Origin of the sequence: Sagittula sp. MA-2, assembly GCF_030126985.1 — a bacterium.
Classification (GTDB): Bacteria; Pseudomonadota; Alphaproteobacteria; order Rhodobacterales; family Rhodobacteraceae; genus Sagittula.
Genome location: NZ_CP126148.1, coordinates 104,831 through 120,785, shown reverse-complemented (window position 1 = coordinate 120,785; position 15,955 = coordinate 104,831). Strand labels below are relative to the sequence as shown.

17 protein-coding genes and 2 pseudogenes are annotated in these 15,955 nt (G+C 64.4%); 9 read left to right on the top strand and 10 right to left on the bottom strand.

Annotated features, from left to right (window positions below):
* The first annotated feature begins 34 nt into the window (after positions 1-34).
* The 6 genes and pseudogenes from QNI11_RS24130 to QNI11_RS24110 all read left to right on the top strand — a co-directional run bounded on the left by QNI11_RS24130 (position 35) and on the right by QNI11_RS24110 (position 5,784).
* Positions 35-1,050: pseudogene (locus QNI11_RS24130) on the top strand (TRAP transporter substrate-binding protein).
* A gap of 55 nt (positions 1,051-1,105) precedes the next feature.
* The gene (locus tag QNI11_RS24125; RefSeq protein ID WP_283983882.1) at positions 1,106-1,657 is read left to right on the top strand and encodes a TRAP transporter small permease subunit; all 552 of its coding nucleotides are present in this window, start codon (positions 1,106-1,108) and stop codon (positions 1,655-1,657) included.
* Complete coding sequence (locus QNI11_RS24120; RefSeq protein WP_283983881.1) at positions 1,654-2,970, top strand: TRAP transporter large permease subunit; 1,317 nt, start codon at positions 1,654-1,656, stop codon at positions 2,968-2,970. Before QNI11_RS24125 ends, QNI11_RS24120 begins: the two co-directional genes overlap by 4 nt.
* A gap of 175 nt (positions 2,971-3,145) precedes the next feature.
* Entirely contained in the window at positions 3,146-3,421 is a 276-nt protein-coding gene (locus QNI11_RS27780) for an FAD:protein FMN transferase (RefSeq protein WP_373418468.1), read from the top strand.
* Positions 3,422-3,802: 381 nt separating this feature from the next.
* A complete protein-coding gene (gene nirK, locus QNI11_RS24115) occupies positions 3,803-4,924 on the top strand; it encodes a copper-containing nitrite reductase (protein WP_283983880.1) in 1,122 nt (373 codons plus the stop codon).
* Between the two features lie 71 nt (positions 4,925-4,995).
* A complete protein-coding gene (locus tag QNI11_RS24110) occupies positions 4,996-5,784 on the top strand; it encodes an SUMF1/EgtB/PvdO family nonheme iron enzyme (RefSeq protein WP_283983879.1) in 789 nt (262 codons plus the stop codon).
* Between the two features lie 7 nt (positions 5,785-5,791).
* Here the strand turns inward: QNI11_RS24110 and hemN are convergent, their stop codons facing one another.
* Genes hemN through QNI11_RS24070 form a run of 8 tightly spaced genes read right to left on the bottom strand, consistent with a single transcriptional unit; the run spans position 5,792 to position 12,749 of the window.
* Entirely contained in the window at positions 5,792-7,147 is a 1,356-nt protein-coding gene (gene hemN, locus QNI11_RS24105) for an oxygen-independent coproporphyrinogen III oxidase (protein ID WP_283983878.1), read from the bottom strand.
* Between the two features lie 51 nt (positions 7,148-7,198).
* Complete coding sequence (locus tag QNI11_RS24100; protein ID WP_283983877.1) at positions 7,199-7,876, bottom strand: NnrU family protein; 678 nt, start codon at positions 7,874-7,876, stop codon at positions 7,199-7,201.
* On the bottom strand, positions 7,873-8,091 hold the full coding sequence (locus QNI11_RS24095) for an NnrT protein (RefSeq protein WP_100931298.1): 219 nt from the start codon (positions 8,089-8,091) through the stop codon (positions 7,873-7,875). Before QNI11_RS24095 ends, QNI11_RS24100 begins: the two co-directional genes overlap by 4 nt.
* Positions 8,088-8,258 carry a hypothetical protein gene (locus QNI11_RS24090; protein WP_283983875.1) on the bottom strand — a complete coding sequence of 57 codons (171 nt, stop codon included), beginning with the start codon at positions 8,256-8,258 and terminating at the stop codon, positions 8,088-8,090. Before QNI11_RS24090 ends, QNI11_RS24095 begins: the two co-directional genes overlap by 4 nt.
* A 1-nt stretch (position 8,259) precedes the next feature.
* Complete coding sequence (locus tag QNI11_RS24085) at positions 8,260-10,137, bottom strand: nitric oxide reductase activation protein NorD (protein ID WP_283983874.1); 1,878 nt, start codon at positions 10,135-10,137, stop codon at positions 8,260-8,262.
* Positions 10,138-10,141: 4 nt separating this feature from the next.
* Entirely contained in the window at positions 10,142-10,936 is a 795-nt protein-coding gene (locus tag QNI11_RS24080; RefSeq protein ID WP_283983873.1) for a CbbQ/NirQ/NorQ/GpvN family protein, read from the bottom strand.
* A gap of 3 nt (positions 10,937-10,939) precedes the next feature.
* Positions 10,940-12,283 carry a cbb3-type cytochrome c oxidase subunit I gene (locus QNI11_RS24075; protein WP_283983872.1) on the bottom strand — a complete coding sequence of 448 codons (1,344 nt, stop codon included), beginning with the start codon at positions 12,281-12,283 and terminating at the stop codon, positions 10,940-10,942.
* A gap of 13 nt (positions 12,284-12,296) precedes the next feature.
* Entirely contained in the window at positions 12,297-12,749 is a 453-nt protein-coding gene (locus tag QNI11_RS24070) for a cytochrome c (RefSeq protein WP_283983871.1), read from the bottom strand.
* A 125-nt stretch (positions 12,750-12,874) separates the two neighbouring features.
* On the opposite strand from QNI11_RS24070, the gene QNI11_RS24065 reads away from it, so the two are divergent.
* On the top strand, positions 12,875-13,087 hold the full coding sequence (locus QNI11_RS24065; protein ID WP_100931293.1) for a DUF1858 domain-containing protein: 213 nt from the start codon (positions 12,875-12,877) through the stop codon (positions 13,085-13,087).
* A 3-nt stretch (positions 13,088-13,090) separates the two neighbouring features.
* On the opposite strand, the gene QNI11_RS24060 is transcribed toward QNI11_RS24065, so the two are convergent.
* Complete coding sequence (locus tag QNI11_RS24060; protein WP_283983870.1) at positions 13,091-13,780, bottom strand: Crp/Fnr family transcriptional regulator; 690 nt, start codon at positions 13,778-13,780, stop codon at positions 13,091-13,093.
* 101 nt (positions 13,781-13,881) lie between these two features.
* Here QNI11_RS24060 and QNI11_RS24055 point away from each other — a divergent pair, with 101 nt between their 5' ends.
* Both QNI11_RS24055 and QNI11_RS24050 read left to right on the top strand, forming a co-directional pair.
* Positions 13,882-14,310, top strand: a complete 429-nt coding sequence (locus tag QNI11_RS24055) for a pseudoazurin (RefSeq protein ID WP_283983869.1) — start codon at positions 13,882-13,884, stop codon at positions 14,308-14,310.
* Between the two features lie 79 nt (positions 14,311-14,389).
* Complete coding sequence (locus tag QNI11_RS24050; protein ID WP_283983868.1) at positions 14,390-15,604, top strand: NnrS family protein; 1,215 nt, start codon at positions 14,390-14,392, stop codon at positions 15,602-15,604.
* Here QNI11_RS24050 and QNI11_RS24045 read toward each other — a convergent pair.
* Positions 15,592-15,858 (bottom strand): annotated as a pseudogene (locus QNI11_RS24045) (transposase); the annotation flags it as partial. The gene QNI11_RS24050 and the pseudogene QNI11_RS24045 sit on opposite strands and share 13 nt — an antisense overlap.
* Positions 15,859-15,955 lie beyond the last annotated feature (97 nt).

Sequence of the window (15,955 nt, the reverse complement as noted above, 5' to 3'; positions counted from 1 at the left end):
GCGCCCGGATCAACCCAGAGGGAGGAGAACCCCAATGACGTTCAAGACACTTCTCACCAGTGCGCTGGCCCTTGGCCTTGCGACCGTGGCCGCCAATGCGCAGGACTACAGCTTCCGCTTCCAGTCCTCGGACCCGGCCGGCAACCCGAACTTCGAGTTTCAGCAAGGCTGGACCGAAACGCTGAAAGAGATGAGCGATGGCAACGTCGTCGTCGAGTTGCTGCCCGTGGGCTCCATCGTCGACTACAAGGAAACCCAGGACGCGGTTGGCGCCGGCATCATCGACGGCCACATCACCGACACCTCCTATTTCGCGGGCAAGGACCCGGCCTTTGGCCTGATCGCCAACCCGGTTGGCGCCTGGTCCGACCCGGCCGAGATGATCGACTTTGTCGAGAACGGCGGTGGCGCAGAGCTGATGAACGAGCTGCTGAACCCCTACGGGCTGGAATTCATCGGCGTGTCCACGCCGGGCTTGAGGCCTTCGTGTCCAAGGTGCCGCTGGACGGCGTGGCCGACCTTGAGGGGCTGAAGGTACGCAACCCCGAAGGTCTGATCGCCAACGTCTTCCGCGCTGCGGGCGCCGCCCCGGTGAACCTGCCCGCGTCGGAGGTGTACACCTCGCTCGACAAGGGCGTGATCGACGCGGCGGACTATTCCGTGTTTTCGGTCAACCAGGAAGTCGGCATGAACGACGTCGCGACGCACCCGGTCTATCCCGGTTTCCACTCCCTGCCGCTGGTCGAGGTGTCGATGAACAAGGCCAAGTGGGATGCGTTGCCCGAAGACGTGCAGGACATGTTCCGCGCGTCGATCAAGGAATCCCAGCAGACCCAGGTCAACGCCCTGAAAGAGCGTGACCTTGCCGCGATCGAGGCGGCCAAGGCCTCGGGCGATGTGACGATCCACGACTGGCCCGCCGAAGAGCGCGCCAAGTTCCGCGGCATCGCGCGCGGCGAATGGGAAAAGGTCGCAAGCCAGTCCGAGATGGCGCAGAAGGTGTATGACAGCCTGAACGCCCACCTGGAATCCAAAGGCCTGATCCAGTGAACCGGATCGGGGCGGGCGGCACTGCCCGCCCCGTGAACTCGGAGGGGGGAAAGATATGAGCGATCTGTCCAGGCGCGCGGCACCCGAAGCGGGCCGGCTCGGGCGCATCATCGACAAGGGCGGCTACCTGTTCGCAGCGGGCATCGTGCTGGCCGCGGCCATCCTGCTGCTCGAGGTCTTCCTGCGATACGTGTTCAACAGCCCGACGCTGTGGGCGCATGAGACCACGACGTTCCTTTGCGGTTTGGCCTTCCTCTATGGCGGGCTGTTCTGCGTCGCGCGCAACAGCCATATCCGCGTGGTGCTGATCTATGACGCCATCGGGCCACGCGCCAAGCGGTGGCTGAACGTCGCCATTTCCATCCTGTCCCTGATCGCCTCGGGCTTTTTCGCCTTTGCCTGCTGGATCATGGTCTCCAAGGCCTTCTGGACCCCAACCGGCGCGTTCCGCATGGAAACCTCTGGCTCTGCCTGGAACCCGCCGACACCGGCACTGGTCAAGGGGTTCCTGTTGCTCATGCTCATCGCCATGGCGGTCCAGTTCCTCATCCTTGCCTTTCACTACCTTCGCGCGCCTGTCGATGGCGCCCCGGAGACCGACGCATGAGTGCCCTTCTCGATTTCGCTTCCATCGGCATCGGGTCGCTGACCCTGTGGATGTTCGGCCTGATGGTCGCGCTGCTCCTGACGGGCATGCCGCTCGCCTTTGTCACGCTGCTTGTCGCGCTGGTCTTTGCCCTCCTGGGGTATGGCACAATGGCGGTGCCGATCATCACGTCGCGGATCTACACCTTCGTCGAGAGTTTCGTCTTTGTCTCGGTGCCCATGTTCGTGCTCATGGCCGCGCTGCTGGACCGATCCGGCATCGCGCGGGACCTGTTCGACGCGATGAAGCTGATCGGCGGCCGGTTGCGCGGCGGGGTGGCGGTTCAGACGATCTTTGTCGCAGTGGTACTGGCCGCGATGTCCGGGATCATCGGTGGCGAAATCGTCCTGCTGGGCATGATCGCGCTGCCTCAGATGCTGCGGCAGGGCTATGACCGCAAGCTCGCCATCGGCGTGGTCTGCGCGGGCGGCTCGTTGGGCACGATGGTGCCGCCGTCCATCGTGCTGATCATCTACGGTCTGACGGCCAACGTCTCGATCGGGGACCTCTTCACCGCGGCCTTCATCCCCGGCTTCATGCTGGCGATGTTCTACGTGATCTATATTCTCGTGCTGTCCTACAGCAGACCGAACATCGCGCCGCCGCCCGATCCCGTGCCGATCCCGAGTGCGGAAAAGATCAAGCTGCTCAAAGGGCTGATCCTGCCGCTGCTGGTCGTCTTCTTCGTGCTGGGTTCGATCTATGCCGGGATCGCCTCGGTGACCGAAGCCTCTGCCGTGGGCGTCGGCGGCGTGCTGCTGTCGACAGTCCTGCGGGGTGAGTTCTCGTTTGCCATGCTGCGCGACAGCGCGATGCAAACGCTGGCCACCGTCGGCATGATCGTCTGGATCGGCATCGGCGCCACGGCGCTCGTGGGGGTCTACAACCTGATGGGGGGGATCCGCTTCATCTCGGAGCTGATGACGGGTATTTCCGACAATCCGACGGTCATCGTGCTGGTGATGATGGCGATCCTCTTTGTGCTGGGGGCCTTCCTCGACTGGGTGGGGATCGCGCTTCTGACGATGCCGATCTTCGTGCCGATCATCAAGACGCTCGGCCTCGACCCGGTGTGGTTCGGCGTGCTCTTCGCCATGAACATGCAGGTCAGTTTCCTGTCGCCGCCCTTCGGCCCGGCGGCCTTCTACCTGAAGTCGGTCGCGCCGCCAGACATATCGCTGGGCGAGATCTTTCGGTCATTGCTGCCCTTCATCGCACTGCAAGTCCTGGCGGTTGGCCTACTGGTCGCCTTTCCGGGGATCACCGGACGCTGACAGATGCTTGGCCCCCTGAAACTGGAAGACAAACGGGACACAGGCCACCGTCGATGGCATGCGAAATGTATCACGCGACTGAAGGTTCGTTCGATCTGATTGTCCAGCCGCTGTTTGCCGCCCGTGCCAATGCGGCCGGGCGGCGCGACCTGTCGAAATCGAGGCGGCCCAATCCATGGTCGGACTCGACAGTGTGACGATGGATGATACCGCCGTGCGTCTCGGGCGATCCCGCATGGCTTTGACGCCAAACGGGGTTGCGCAAGGATGCGCAACAAACAGCCTGTCACGGCGCTTGCACCGCAAAGGACTGCGCGACGTAATGAACGCGGGTGAGATCTGCGCGGTGGGGCGACTGGATGGGCAAGGCTGGTCGGTGCAGATGCCTTCGGGGCGCAGCTTGGGCTTGACGATCCGTGCTGTCGCTACCTCGACGCGGTCGGCACCTTGATATCGGCACCGCTTGGTGTTGGCCACATATTCGCGCCGAATGGCAGTAGCGTGCTCAGCTCCGTTCCGATCAGCGGCATGCACGATAGTGCTGCCGTGACGGAAGCAGCGTCAACGGCTGCCGTGGCCCTGACCGAAGATCGCCTCGATCTGCTCGGTAAGGTCGGGGTCGACCACATAGGGGCCTGACATCGGCAACCGGAAGGAAACGTTCCTGCGCATACCGGCGGGCGACGCTGCTTGTAGGGCGCGCGGCGGCATGCCCCGCGGGCCTGTAAAATGCGTACCAAGTCGCCGGGAACTTGCATTTCCGCAACGTTCCGCGCCGCGCCTCCGGATAAACTCTTCTCAACGCGCAGACATACCGAGAAGGAATGAGAAAATGCTTACGAGAAGAGCCGCATTGATGGGCGCAGCCGGGGTTGCCTCGCTTCCGATCCTGGCCAAGGCTGCGCATGCAGAGACTGTGGCGGCCCCGCTTGCGGCCCCTGCGGACCTGTCGAGCCTCACCCGCATCAAGCGCAAGCTGATCGCGCCGCCCTTCGTGCACGACCACGAACAGGTTGCGCCCGGCGCACCCCGCATCGTCGAATTCGAGATGAAGATCGCCGAAAAGGAGATCGAGGTCGATGACGGGGCCTATCTGCAGGGCATGACCTTTGACGGGTCGATCCCGGGTCCGATGATGGTGGTGCACGAAGGGGACTACGTCGAGCTGACCCTGATCAACCCCGAAGACAACATGCTGCCGCACAACATCGACTTCCACGCCGCGACAGGGGCCTTGGGTGGTGGCGCGCTGACTCATGTGAACCCGGGCGAAAAGACCATTCTGCGGTTCAAGGCGACGCGTCCGGGCACCTTTGTCTATCACTGCGCACCGGGCGGCCCCATGATCCCGTGGCACGTCGCTTCGGGCATGGCGGGGACGATCATGGTGCTGCCGCGTGACGGGCTGAAAGACCACGAGGGAAACCCGGTCAGCTACGACCGCGTCTACTATATCGGCGAGAACGAGTTCTACCTTCCGAAGGACGAGAACGGCGACTACAAGCGCTTTGCCGATGTTGGCGAAAGCTATGCCGACACGCTTGAGGTGATGAACGGGCTGATCCCGACCCACGTTGTCTTCAACGGCAAGGTCGGCGCGCTGACCGGCGACAACGCGATGACCGCCAATGTCGGTGAACGGGTGCTGTTCGTCCACAGCCAGGCCAACCGCGACACCCGTCCGCACCTGATCGGCGGACATGGCGACCTGGTGTGGGAGCACGGCAAGTTCAACAACGTCCCCGACCGGGACATCGAGACCTGGTTCATCCGGGGCGGTTCGGCGGGTGCGGCGCTCTACACCTTCCTGCAACCGGGGGTCTATGCCTACGTGAACCACAACCTGATCGAGGCGGTGAACCTTGGCGCAACCGCACATGTGAAGGTCGAGGGCGACTGGAACAACGACCTGATGGAACAGGTCCTTGCCCCAAGTGATCTTAACGCGATCTGATGCAGCCACAAAGGAAAGACAGGGGGCGGTCGCAGGATGTGACCGCCTCTTTCATTTGAGCGGAGGAACCGATGAAAATCGTTGTTGTCGTGGCGGCGGTCGGCGTCGCGACCGTTTTGGGGATCGCGGCGCGACAGCCGGCAGATCGGCCCTTCGATCCGCCGGAAATGGTGCACGTGGCGACAGGTGAGATCGCGTTTCGCCCGTTGGGAAACTTCTCTCGGTCTGGAAAGACGCGTACGCCGCGGCCGGTGCCGATGACCGTGCAGGGCTTTGACATCATGAAATACCAGGTGACCGGGGCGCAATACGCCGCCTGTGTGGCAGACGAGGCATGTGACCGGGTCCGCACCGTTTCGCCTGACGCCCCGCAGACCGGGGTCAGCTGGCAGGACGCCACCGCCTTTGCCCGCTGGTATGCCAAGCGGACCGGTGCGGACTGGCGGTTGCCCTCCGACGTCGAATGGCAACTGGCTGCAGCGGAACGCTACGGCGACAGCGGACCGGATTACGCGGTTGCCGATCCCGGCGTGCAGATGCTGGCGAGCTATGAAAACGGCGCGACCCTGCGTCGGGATGCCGACCCGAAACTGTATGCCTCCGGTGAGTTCGGGCTGAACTCCAATGGTTTGGCGGATGTGTCAGGCAATGTCTGGGAATGGACGGATGGCTGTATGCAGAGCGGCGAATTGGCGGTGGATGGCACGGTGGCCGAGACGGAACCCTATTGCGGTGTGCGCATCGCCGGAGGCGTGCACCGCGCTGCAGTGATCGATTTTGTCCGCGATGCCAGTGTCGGCGGCTGCGCCGTGGGGCTGCCGCCGGATCACCTTGGTGTCAGGCTGGTGCGGGGGAAATGACCCCCGCTCACGACGCCTGACTGTAGCGGATGCCATCGGGCACATGCGCATCAAAGGCGCTGGCGATGATCCGCGTCAGCGCACGGCCTTCGGGCGCGATGGTCAGCGCATCCTCCGTCACCTCCACCAGATCGCCGAACCGCCCGCTCAGCAGCGCGATCTCTGCATCCAGCGTTGCGGCCTGTCCGCCAAAGGCGTCCCGCAGCGCCGCGCGGTCCAGCCGGAACTCGCACATCAGCATCTCGATCGCGCGGGCGCGCAGCAGGTCGTCCGCGGTCATCATGTGGCCGCGCACACCGGCCAGCTGACCGGCCTCGATCCGCTGGACATAGGCGGCGGTGGCGGGTGCGTTCTGGACGTAGCCTGTGGGCAAACGAGAGATCGATGAAGCGCCAAGACCGATCAGCGTTGGGCAGGTATCGTCGACATAGCCTTGGAAATTGCGCCGCAGGTGCCCGGTGGCAGCGGCGCGGGCGAGCCCATCACCGGGGCGGGCGAAATGGTCGATCCCGATGGCAGTCATCCCGGCGCCGTTGAACCGTGCGGCGGCAAGCGTCGCCAGCGCGTGGCGCGCCTCTTCGGCGGGCAGGGCGTCTTCGGGGATAAGCTTCTGGCGCTTGGACACCCAGGGCACATGCGCATAGCCGAACAGTGCAACGCGGTCGGGGGCCAGCTCCAGCACCTTGGACACCGTATCATCCAGCCGTTCGGTGGTCTGGTGCGGCAGACCATAGACAAGGTCGGCGTTCAGCGAGCGAATGCCAGCCGCGCGCAGGTCGTCAACGCAGGCCTGGGTGATGTCAAAGGGTTGTTCCCGCCCAATGGCGGCCTGCACCATAGGGTCGAAGTCCTGAATGCCGATGCTGGCGCGGTTCATGCCCTCGGCAGCCAGTGCCGCGATCTTGGGTCGGTCGACCATGGTCGGGTCGATCTCGACCGAGAATTCGCAATCCTCGGAAGGGGGGATCACCGCACGGACGGCCTGCGCCAGACGGTGGATCATCTCGGGCGGCAGGATCGTCGGCGTGCCGCCACCCCAGTGCATCCGCCCCATGCGAAGGCCCCTGGGCAAGATGTCCCTGAGCAGCGCCAGTTCCTGTTCCAGCGTGCCGAGGTAGCTTTCCACCGGGGACAGGGTCTTCGTCCCCTGCGTGCGGCAGGCACAGAACCAGCACAGGCGTTCGCAGAACGGAATGTGCAGATAGACGGACACCGGCTGGGCCGGGTCCAGTGCGGCCAGCGCGCGGGTTTGGTCGGCGGAGCCTACGCCGGGCGCAAAGACCGGCGCTGTGGGATATGAGGTGTAGCGGGGCACCCGGCTGTCGAACAGGCCAAGGGATCTGAGGCGGTCTAGGTGTTTCATGCGGCCGATATGCGCCTTTTCCGGCGGCACGACTTTGCGCAGGATCAAGCTTCAGACAGGAAAGGGCGAAACGCCGATCACGAGCCCGTGCAAGTGGAGCAAGGCCACCCACACCAACAAGCCCATCGCGCTGCGGATAAGCACGCGGCGCAGGTTGGCGCGTCGCCACGCCGAGCAGGTCATGGGTTTCAGCGACAGGAGCGCCGTGTGCGCGAAGATATCCGCCCGAGCCGCGCGCCGCGCCTTTGCATCGAAGGCCAAGATGGCGGCCAGTGCCATGGCGGCGAAGCTGCCGAAGAGAATGACATGGGCGAGATCCCCGTTCGGAAACAGGTGCGCCCCGGCCCACAGCGCGAGCGCAAGGAACAGCGGATGGCGCGCGACGGCGGCAAAGCCGGGCTGCGCGGGATCGAATGTCTTGCCCCCGCCAAGGGTAAAGGGCTGCGCCGCACCGATACCGCAAGCGACAAGCACCAGAGCCACAGGCATCGCGAGGTTCGGAACCCAGTGCCTCCATGGCATTTGCGGCCAAAGCTCCACATAGGGGGCGCGCCCGGCGGCAGCGATCACCCAGACCAGCAAGGCCAGCGAGATCACGCCATAGGCAGCGAAATAGACCCGGCGCCCGACCGCGCCGATCAGCCTCTCTCGCAGGCCGCCGAGGCGCGGCACGAAATGGCTGGACGCGAAAAGCGCGAGTGCAAGGGTGTATTCGGCCCAGCCGGTCATGCCTCGTCCGCCTCCTTCATCAGCCGCATGATGTGACAGGCAAAGGCGTAGGTCGCCGGGGCACCGATCACCAGCCCTCCGGCGGCAGACTGCCACGGCGTCAGCACGGGCCAGCCCAGCCAGGACCCTATCAGCGAGGCAAAGAACAGGTTCACCCCCATCGCCCCCGCGCCGAACGGATAGAGACCGGCCAGCAGTTTCCATCCGGGTTTCATCGGCGGCTGACCAGCATCTGAACGGCGACGAGGGCCAGGATCAGGGCGACCGATCCGACGAAGAACCAGAATTCGGCCACATCTGTTTGCGGCTGCGGGATGGGCCGCTCGAAAGCGGCCAGCGCAGGGGCGGGGATCAGGGTGGCAAGGATAAAAAGACGTTTCATGTCAGCTCTCCATGGTCAGGGTCTGGTAGATGTCAGGCAGGGCGCGGGGCAGGCGCTGCGGATCGGGCAGCAGGGTGAATCCGGCGCGACCAAAGATGCGGGCGAACCAGTCCTGTCCGTCCTGATCGACGATCACGCCATGCACCGACTGCCCCAGCGCGCGGGCCTCGCGGACGGCCATGCGGCTGTCCTCGATACCGTGCGGGCCTTCGTAGTGGTCGAGGTCGTTGGGCTTGCCATCGGTCAGCACCAGCAGCAGCCGGCGGGCCGCACCCTCATCTGCCAGTTGCGCCGAGACATGCCGGATCGCGGCGCCGAGCCGGGTGTAGTGCCCGGGGCGAAAGCCGCCGATGCGGGTGGTGACAGCCTGCGACATCGGCTCGGCAAAGGTCTTGGCCCGGTGCAGGAAGACGCGGTCGCGTTTCAGCGACGAGAACCCCCAGATGCCCAACCGGTCGCCCGCCGTGTCGATGCCACAGGAAAGTGCGGCCAGCGCTTCGCGCGCGGTTTCGATCACCGATGTATCGCCGAGCGCTGCCTCGGTCGACCGCGAGCAATCCATCAGGATCGCGACGCTCAGGTCACGGGCCATCGGGCGGCCGGATTGCCAGACCCGGTCGCTGCCCTGCTGCCCGCAGGCCATGTCGGTCTGCGACGTCACCACGGCGTCGAGGTCCAGATCATCGCCGTCCAGCTGCCGGGGCAGGATCACGCGGCGGGGATGCAGGGGCGCGAACTGGCGGCGCACGCGGGCGACGAGGCGCGGATCGGGGGCGTAGTCGGCGCGCGGTTTGGCCTCGGCCTCCAGCACGCGGGTGTGGTCGGGCATGTAGGCTCCGGTGCGGTGGTTCCATTCGGGATAGGTGAACTTGCCCGCAAGCCGTTCGTGGTCCGCATCCTGCGGCGACAGGTCCAGCGACAGGCGCAGGCGGGTGGCGGCGCGTTTGATATTCTGCGACAGGGTCAGGTGATCCTGATCCTCTGCGGCCTTGGCGGCGTTGTCCTGATCGTCGTCATCGACCATGCGGTTGATGTTCAGGCTTTCGGCCCAGGACATGATCGACTCGAACCTGTGGACGATGAAGCTGTCGTTGCGGTTGGCCTGATCGCGGTCTTCTCGGCGCGCCTCCTTGCGGGTGGGCAGGACCATCGCGGGGGCGGCGGCCTCGTCGCTCGCGGCGGCGGGCTGGTCGCTGCGGGTGCGGGGCCGCAGGCGCGGCCAGATCGGCAGGGCAGCAAAGGTCCGGTAGCCGCGCGGGGCAGGGCAGTCCAGGCATTCACGCTGGAACGCGTGGCCACAGAGCTGGTCCAGCAGCATCCGCTCGATACCAGCCTCGCAATGCGGCAGGCCTGTGCGGTGCCGGTTCAGAGTGATGTGGGTGCAGAATTGCCCGTGAGGCCCGCGCAGGCCGGGGCAGGCGGCGTAGGCCCGGTCGGAGGCCTGTGCAAGCGCCTCGATCTCGGCCCGGTCGGCGGCCAGAGGGTCGGCTTGCGGTTCGGGCAGATCGACAAACGCCGCCAATGCCGTCAGCCAAAGATAGCACGCCCGGTTCAGATCGCGTGTGGGAAAGGTGTCGATCACCGGCGGCAGGCGCAGCCGGTCGCCGTCGAAATCGGCACCAAAGAGCTTTTCATGGGGCGTGCCGATGCGGCGCAGCCGGTCGGGCCGGTGGTCCGATGTGGTCAGCGGGGCCGAGGTGATCTCCACCCCCGCCGCGCCGCCAAGCGCCCGGAACAGCGCCAGCACCGAGGGCCGCATCGCGTCGAACGTCACCGCCCGGGCTTCGTCCCCCGCAACAGCCCCCCAACGTGACGCCATGTCGTGCCAGAGGTTGCCGACGGTCTCTTCGGGCTCCATCAGGTCGAGGACGTGGATCATGGCGTCACCCGTAGATCACGGCGGCCAGATCACGCAGCGCCTGCTGCACGTCCGGCTCGTCGCTGAGCGGCTCGATGATGGCGGCCTCAATGGCGCGATCAACGGCCATGCCGCGTGCAATCATCGTCGCGGCATAGATCAGCAGGCGGGTGGACACGCCTTCTTCCAGATCCAAGCCCGACAGCGCGCGGATCTTGCCCGCCAGCCGAACGAGGGCAGTCGCCCGCGCTTCGTCCAGCCCGCTTTCGCGCATGACCACGGGGGTTTCGACCTCGGGTGTCGGGAAGTCGAAGCCGATGGAGACAAACCGCTGCCGAGTGGACGGCTTCAGCTTTTTCAGCACGTTCTGGTAGCCGGGGTTATAGCTGGCCACCAGCATGAAGGGCTTGGGCGCCTGCAGCTCTTCGCCCGTGCGGTCGATGACCAGACGGCGGCGGTCGTCGGTCAGCGGGTGCAGGACCACGGTCACGTCCTTGCGCGCCTCGACCACCTCGTCGAGGTAACAGATACCGCCCTCGCGCACGGCTCGGGTCAGCGGGCCGTCGACCCAGACGGTTTCGCCGCCTTTCAGCAGGTAGCGTCCGATCAGGTCCGCCGCCGACAGGTCGTCATGGCAGGCGACGGTATGCAGCGGCAGGTCCAGCCGTGCAGCCATGTGTTCGACAAAGCGCGTCTTGCCGCAGCCGGTCGGCCCCTTCAGAAGAAGGGGCAGGCCGTTTTCATGAGCCGTCTCGAACACCGCGCATTCATCGGATTGCGCGTGGTAGAACGGCAGGTCGGTATGGATCAGGTCTTTCATGGATCACTCTCCCGGAACGGCCACGGGGCCGGGTTTCACGATCTCGCGCCGCACCACGAGCATGGAGTAGATGAAGAGCAGCGCGCCCAGCACCACGGCGATGCCCGAGCCGAAGCGCATCAGGTAGAACAGCCCGAGCTGGTCCTGCACGTTCATGTAGTAGTCGCCGACAATGCGCTGCATGTGCGTCTGGATGGTGCCGGCAAAGGTCAGCGTGAAGGTCATGAAGGCCATGCCGCCGGTCATCAGCCAGAAGCTCGCCATGTTCAGCACCTGGTTATACGGGTCCCTGTTCCGCAGGATCGGCATCGCATAAGTGAACATCGCCAGGTTCAGGGCCACATAGGCGCCGTAGAAGGCAAGGTGCCCGTGGGCGGCGGTGATCTGCGTGCCGTGGGTGTAGAAATTCACCCCGTGCAGCGTGTGCAAAAAGCCCCAGACGCCCGCGCCGAAGAAGGCGACAGTGCTTGACCCCAGCGACCACAGCAGCGCGGCCTTGTTCGGGTGGTTCTTGCGGCCCTTCCAGACCATGACGAAGGCAAAGGACATCATTGCAAAGAACGGGACAACCTCGAAGGTCGAGAAGATCGAGCCGATCCATTGCCAGTAACCGGGCGTGCCGATCCAGTAGAAATGGTGCCCGGTGCCGAGTATGCCCGAGAACAGCGCCGTGGCGACGATGATATAGAGCCATTTCTCGATCACCTCGCGGTCTACCCCGGTCAGCTTCAGCATGAGGAAGCCGAGGATCGCGGCCATGACCAGCTCCCAGGTGGCTTCGACCCAGAGGTGCACGACCATCCACCAGTACATCTTGTCGAGCGACAGGTTGTCGGGGTTGATGAAGGCGAAGACCCAGAGCAGGCACAGCAACCACAGACCCATCATCAGGATGTTGGTGATCGCCGTCTTGCGCCCGGCAAGGAAGGTCAGCGACACGTTCACGAGGAAGATCACCGCCGCCACGAGGATGCCGAACTTGACCCAGAGCGGCTGTTCAAGGAACTCGCGTCCGCCATGGATACCGACGAGGTAGGACCCCACCGCCCCAAGCGTTCCTACGACGAGGATCGCAAGCTGGATATAGGCGAGCTTGACCGAGAAGATCTCGCGCTCGCTCTCCTCGGGGACGAGGTAGTAGGCTGCGCCGAAGAAGCCCAGGAGGAGCCAGACGATCAGCGCGTTGGTGTGGATCATGCGCACGATGTTGAAGGGCAGGACCTCGGACAGAGTGTTGGGCGAAACGTAGATCCAGCCCAGCAGCAGCCCGCCCAGCACCTGGATGCCGAACAGCGCCATCGCCGCGAGGAAATAGGCGTAGGCCACCTTTTGCGATTGGTATTTCATGGTTTTGTCTCCCTCAGCCCGCGTCGTTCGGCGGCCAGTTCTGGGTGTCGGTCTGATCGGCCCAGCGGAGGAATTCGGCGAGGCCGCGCATCTCCTCTTCGGTGATCTCGAAATGCGGCATCTGGCGACGGCCGTCGATTCCGGAGGGCTGCGCCTGCATCCAGCCGTCCAGCATCTCGTAGGCCATTTCGGGGTCGTCGGCGACGCCCCAGCGGGTCATCACATTGCCGACCTCGGGGGCAAAATAGGCCCCTTCGCCGTGCAGCGTGTGGCAGTTGATGCAGGAGTTTCGCTCCCACACGTGTTTGCCGAGGACGACCTCGTCGGTCAGGGGCATCCCGGCAGTGGCTTTGTCCACGATGTGCAGGTGGCTTTGCGCCGTGAGGGCCACGAACACGACGACGAAGAATATGGATCCCCCGTAGAACACGTTCCTTGCCCGCGATTTTGTTAGGAATTCAGACATGTCGCGGTCCTGTCGAATTGTTTCGGATGACCGCTGTGTATCGGGGCCTGACGGGCCGCTTGTTGTGCAAACGCAAAGAAGCTGGCGAAAGGTGCGGGCAACATGTGGCTATGAAAGGACAGCCCATGTCGCAGCCCGATTTCGACGACCCGGAACTACCTCTCTCGGAACTGTTTTCCGCATGGCCGGACATGGCCGGGGTTTTCATGGATCGACGGATGCTGTGCCCCGGCTGCCTGATCGCGCCATTTCACGCCATTACGGATGCGTGTCTGGAATACGATCTGGACGAGGACGCGTTCCGCGCCGAATTGCAGGAACGCCTGGCCAAGCCGTAGCCGTCACGCCTCGCTCAGCACCACCAGGGCATGAGGATCCGTGACTACGATATGCTTGCGGGTCGATTCCACGATGCCCTCTTTCTGCCATGCCGACAGCAGCCGGCTGACGGTGTGCAGGGTGGTACCGGTCATGTCCGAAATGTTCTGACGGGTCACGGGAAAGGCGATCTCGATCCCCTTGTCCGTCTTGCGGCCGCTTTGATGGACCATGCGGAGCAGCGCACAGGCGACGCGCTTTTCCACCGCCTGCGTCGCCATTTCCGTCAGGGTTTCCTGAATCTGGCCAAGGCGCTGACCGAGGGTCTTGTAGCTTTCGGAGGCAAAGCCGGGATAGCGGCTGGTGAAGTCATCCCACACGCGCACCGGCCAGGACAGTGCGATCGACTCGGCCGCCGCTATTGCACTGGCGGGGTATGTGTCGCGCTGCAAGGCGGGCGCAATGCCGAACAACTGCCCCGGCGAAATGTGCAAAACGATGATCTGGTCCCCCCCGGGGGTCGTGCGGACAACCCTCAGGTAGCCGTCCAGCAGCAGGTAAAACCGGTCCGCGTCATGCCCTTCGCCGAAGATCGTCGTGCCTTCGACGTAGCGGCGCGACACTGCCTGATCGAGGATCTCGCGGATTTGCACGCGCTCCAGCAGCGAAAAGGGCGGCAGGCCGGTCAACAGGCTTTCGTCGAGTTTCGGCACGGTTTCAAATCCGGAGTTTGTGCAAGGGCAACGTTCCGACTGCCTGTCTACGGCAAATCGGGGGCAGACGAAACAAACGGAAACGCAGAAAGGATGCTCCGATGTTCAAATCCATGATGATGACCGCCGCCCTTGCCCTGACCGCCACCTTGGCCAGCGCCGAAACCCACGAGATCAAGATGCTGAACAAGGGTGAGGCTGGCGTGATGGTGTTCGAGCCCGCCTTCGTGAAGGCCGCACCGGGCGACGTGATCCACTTCCTTCCCGCCGACAAGGGCCACAACGTCGAGAGCATCGAAGGTATGCTTCCCGATGGCGTCGACGGCTTCAAGACCAAGTTCAACGAAGAGTTCGAGCTGACCGTGGACGCGCTGGGTGTCTATGGCGTCAAATGCACGCCGCATTACGCCATGGGCATGGTCGCGGTGATCCAGGTCGGCGACGCCGTCAATCTCGATACGGCCGCCGCCGTCAAACACAAGGGCAAGGCCACGAACCGCATGGCCGATCTCATCGCACAGGTCGAGTGACGTCCTGTCCCTTCGTCATTTGATCGACACGGGCGGGGCCAAAGGCGCCGCCCGATTGCCCTCTGGAGAGGAGTTCACGATGACCCACCGCGAGACATACAAGGGCCCGGCGCTCTTTTCCTATGGCTTCAGACCGTTCTTCCTATCGGCTGCGCTCTTCGCGATGCTCGCCATTCCCGTGTGGTGGCTGGTCTGGCGCGGCGATCTGGCACTTGCCAGCCGGTTAAACCCGGTGGACTGGCACATTCACGAGATGATCTTTGGCTATGGCGCTGCCGTCGTCGCGGGCTTCCTGTTTACCGCTGTGCCCAACTGGACCGGCCGCCTGCCGACACGCGGCGGACCTCTGGTGCTGCTGCTGTCGTTTTGGATTGCGGGACGCGTTGCCGTGGCAGGGCTTACGGGGCAGGGGCCATTCGTGGTGGCGCTGATCGATCAGCTTTTCCTTCTGGCGGTGACCGTGATGATCGCGCGGGAAATTGTCGCCGGCCGGAACTGGCGTAACCTCAAGGTGCTGGTCCCCGTGACGCTGCTCTGGCTGGCCAACATCCTGTTCCACGCCGAGGCCGCGATGCTGGGAACGGCGGATCACGGTCGCCGGCTGGGGATCGCGCTGCTGATCTTCCTCGTCATGTTGATCGGGGGACGCATCGTGCCGAGCTTTACCCGCAACTGGCTTGTTCAGCGCGGCGAGACCCGGTTGCCGGTGGGTTTCTCCCGCTTCGATGCGCTGTGCCTGGCGGCTGGTGCTGCAGGGCTGATTGCCTGGGTGGTCGCCCCATATACCATGATCTGTGCCGCACTCGGGACGACAGCCGCCGTGCTGCATCTCGTGCGGGTCGCACGCTGGCGGGGCGCAGGCACGTGGCGCTCGCCGCTCCTGCTGATGCTGCACGTTGCCTACCTGATGGTGCCGCTGGGATTTGCTGCCGTGGCCCTGGCCGCACTTGGCCTCGTCGCGCCGGCAAGCGGGGCGCATGTGCTGGGCATCGGTGCGGTCGGAGGCATGACCGTGGCGGTGATGATGCGTGCGACTATGGGGCATACCGGTCGGCCACTGGAGGCGGGCGGGGTCCTGTCGGGAGCCTTCGTTCTAATGATCGCGGCAGCTGCGGCGCGTGTGGCCGGCCCGGCACCGATCGTCGTGGGAGTGGACGGTATCGACCTGTCCACATTTCTATGGACCTGCGCCTTCGCACTCCTTGTGGCGCGCATTGGCCCCTGGCTTTTCCGCCCGAATGCGGGCCGCAAGGTGCCCCGGCCCGCAGCCAGAGTTACGATTCACGACCAGTAAATGACGGGCGTGGCGCGAGCGATTGCTGAGAGAAAGACCTTTGGGGAGCGGTCATAGCGGGTCGCCACCCGCCGCCGGTCCTTGAGCCTGCCAAACATGATCTGGATCGCTCCCAGGCACGGAATGGCAAAGCAAGGTCCGGAGACGGTCATTTGGTTGGGGGTCTTGCGTTGCTTGCGGCCCGGGACGCAGGCGCGTATCCCCTCGTCTTTCAACGCGTCTCGGAACCAGCCGGCGTCATGGCCACGAACGCCGTATTCAGGCTGATCGAACCGCGGTGGGTGCGGATTTCCAAGATGTACTGTTCAACGTCGCTGGGCCGCTGCGTGGCTTGCCGGACGCTGGGCTCTG

What these genes read in the sequence shown, in the direction of transcription:
- QNI11_RS24110 (WP_283983879.1), top strand. Translation starts at nt 4,996, where the DNA reads ATGAAAATCGTTGTTGTCGTGGCGGCGGTCGGCGTCGCGACCGTTTTG.
- QNI11_RS24050 (WP_283983868.1), top strand. Translation starts at nt 14,390, where the DNA reads ATGACCCACCGCGAGACATACAAGGGCCCGGCGCTCTTTTCCTATGGC.
- QNI11_RS24125 (WP_283983882.1), top strand. Translation starts at nt 1,106, where the DNA reads ATGAGCGATCTGTCCAGGCGCGCGGCACCCGAAGCGGGCCGGCTCGGG.
- nirK (WP_283983880.1), top strand. Translation starts at nt 3,803, where the DNA reads ATGCTTACGAGAAGAGCCGCATTGATGGGCGCAGCCGGGGTTGCCTCG.
- hemN (WP_283983878.1), bottom strand. Translation starts at nt 7,147, where the DNA reads ATGAAACACCTAGACCGCCTCAGATCCCTTGGCCTGTTCGACAGCCGG.
- QNI11_RS24075 (WP_283983872.1), bottom strand. Translation starts at nt 12,283, where the DNA reads ATGAAATACCAATCGCAAAAGGTGGCCTACGCCTATTTCCTCGCGGCG.
- QNI11_RS24090 (WP_283983875.1), bottom strand. Translation starts at nt 8,258, where the DNA reads ATGAAACGTCTTTTTATCCTTGCCACCCTGATCCCCGCCCCTGCGCTG.
- QNI11_RS27780 (WP_373418468.1), top strand. Translation starts at nt 3,146, where the DNA reads ATGGTCGGACTCGACAGTGTGACGATGGATGATACCGCCGTGCGTCTC.
- QNI11_RS24095 (WP_100931298.1), bottom strand. Translation starts at nt 8,091, where the DNA reads ATGAAACCCGGATGGAAACTGCTGGCCGGTCTCTATCCGTTCGGCGCG.
- QNI11_RS24065 (WP_100931293.1), top strand. Translation starts at nt 12,875, where the DNA reads ATGTCGCAGCCCGATTTCGACGACCCGGAACTACCTCTCTCGGAACTG.
- QNI11_RS24070 (WP_283983871.1), bottom strand. Translation starts at nt 12,749, where the DNA reads ATGTCTGAATTCCTAACAAAATCGCGGGCAAGGAACGTGTTCTACGGG.
- QNI11_RS24120 (WP_283983881.1), top strand. Translation starts at nt 1,654, where the DNA reads ATGAGTGCCCTTCTCGATTTCGCTTCCATCGGCATCGGGTCGCTGACC.
- QNI11_RS24055 (WP_283983869.1), top strand. Translation starts at nt 13,882, where the DNA reads ATGTTCAAATCCATGATGATGACCGCCGCCCTTGCCCTGACCGCCACC.
- QNI11_RS24085 (WP_283983874.1), bottom strand. Translation starts at nt 10,137, where the DNA reads ATGATCCACGTCCTCGACCTGATGGAGCCCGAAGAGACCGTCGGCAAC.
- QNI11_RS24080 (WP_283983873.1), bottom strand. Translation starts at nt 10,936, where the DNA reads ATGAAAGACCTGATCCATACCGACCTGCCGTTCTACCACGCGCAATCC.
- QNI11_RS24100 (WP_283983877.1), bottom strand. Translation starts at nt 7,876, where the DNA reads ATGACCGGCTGGGCCGAATACACCCTTGCACTCGCGCTTTTCGCGTCC.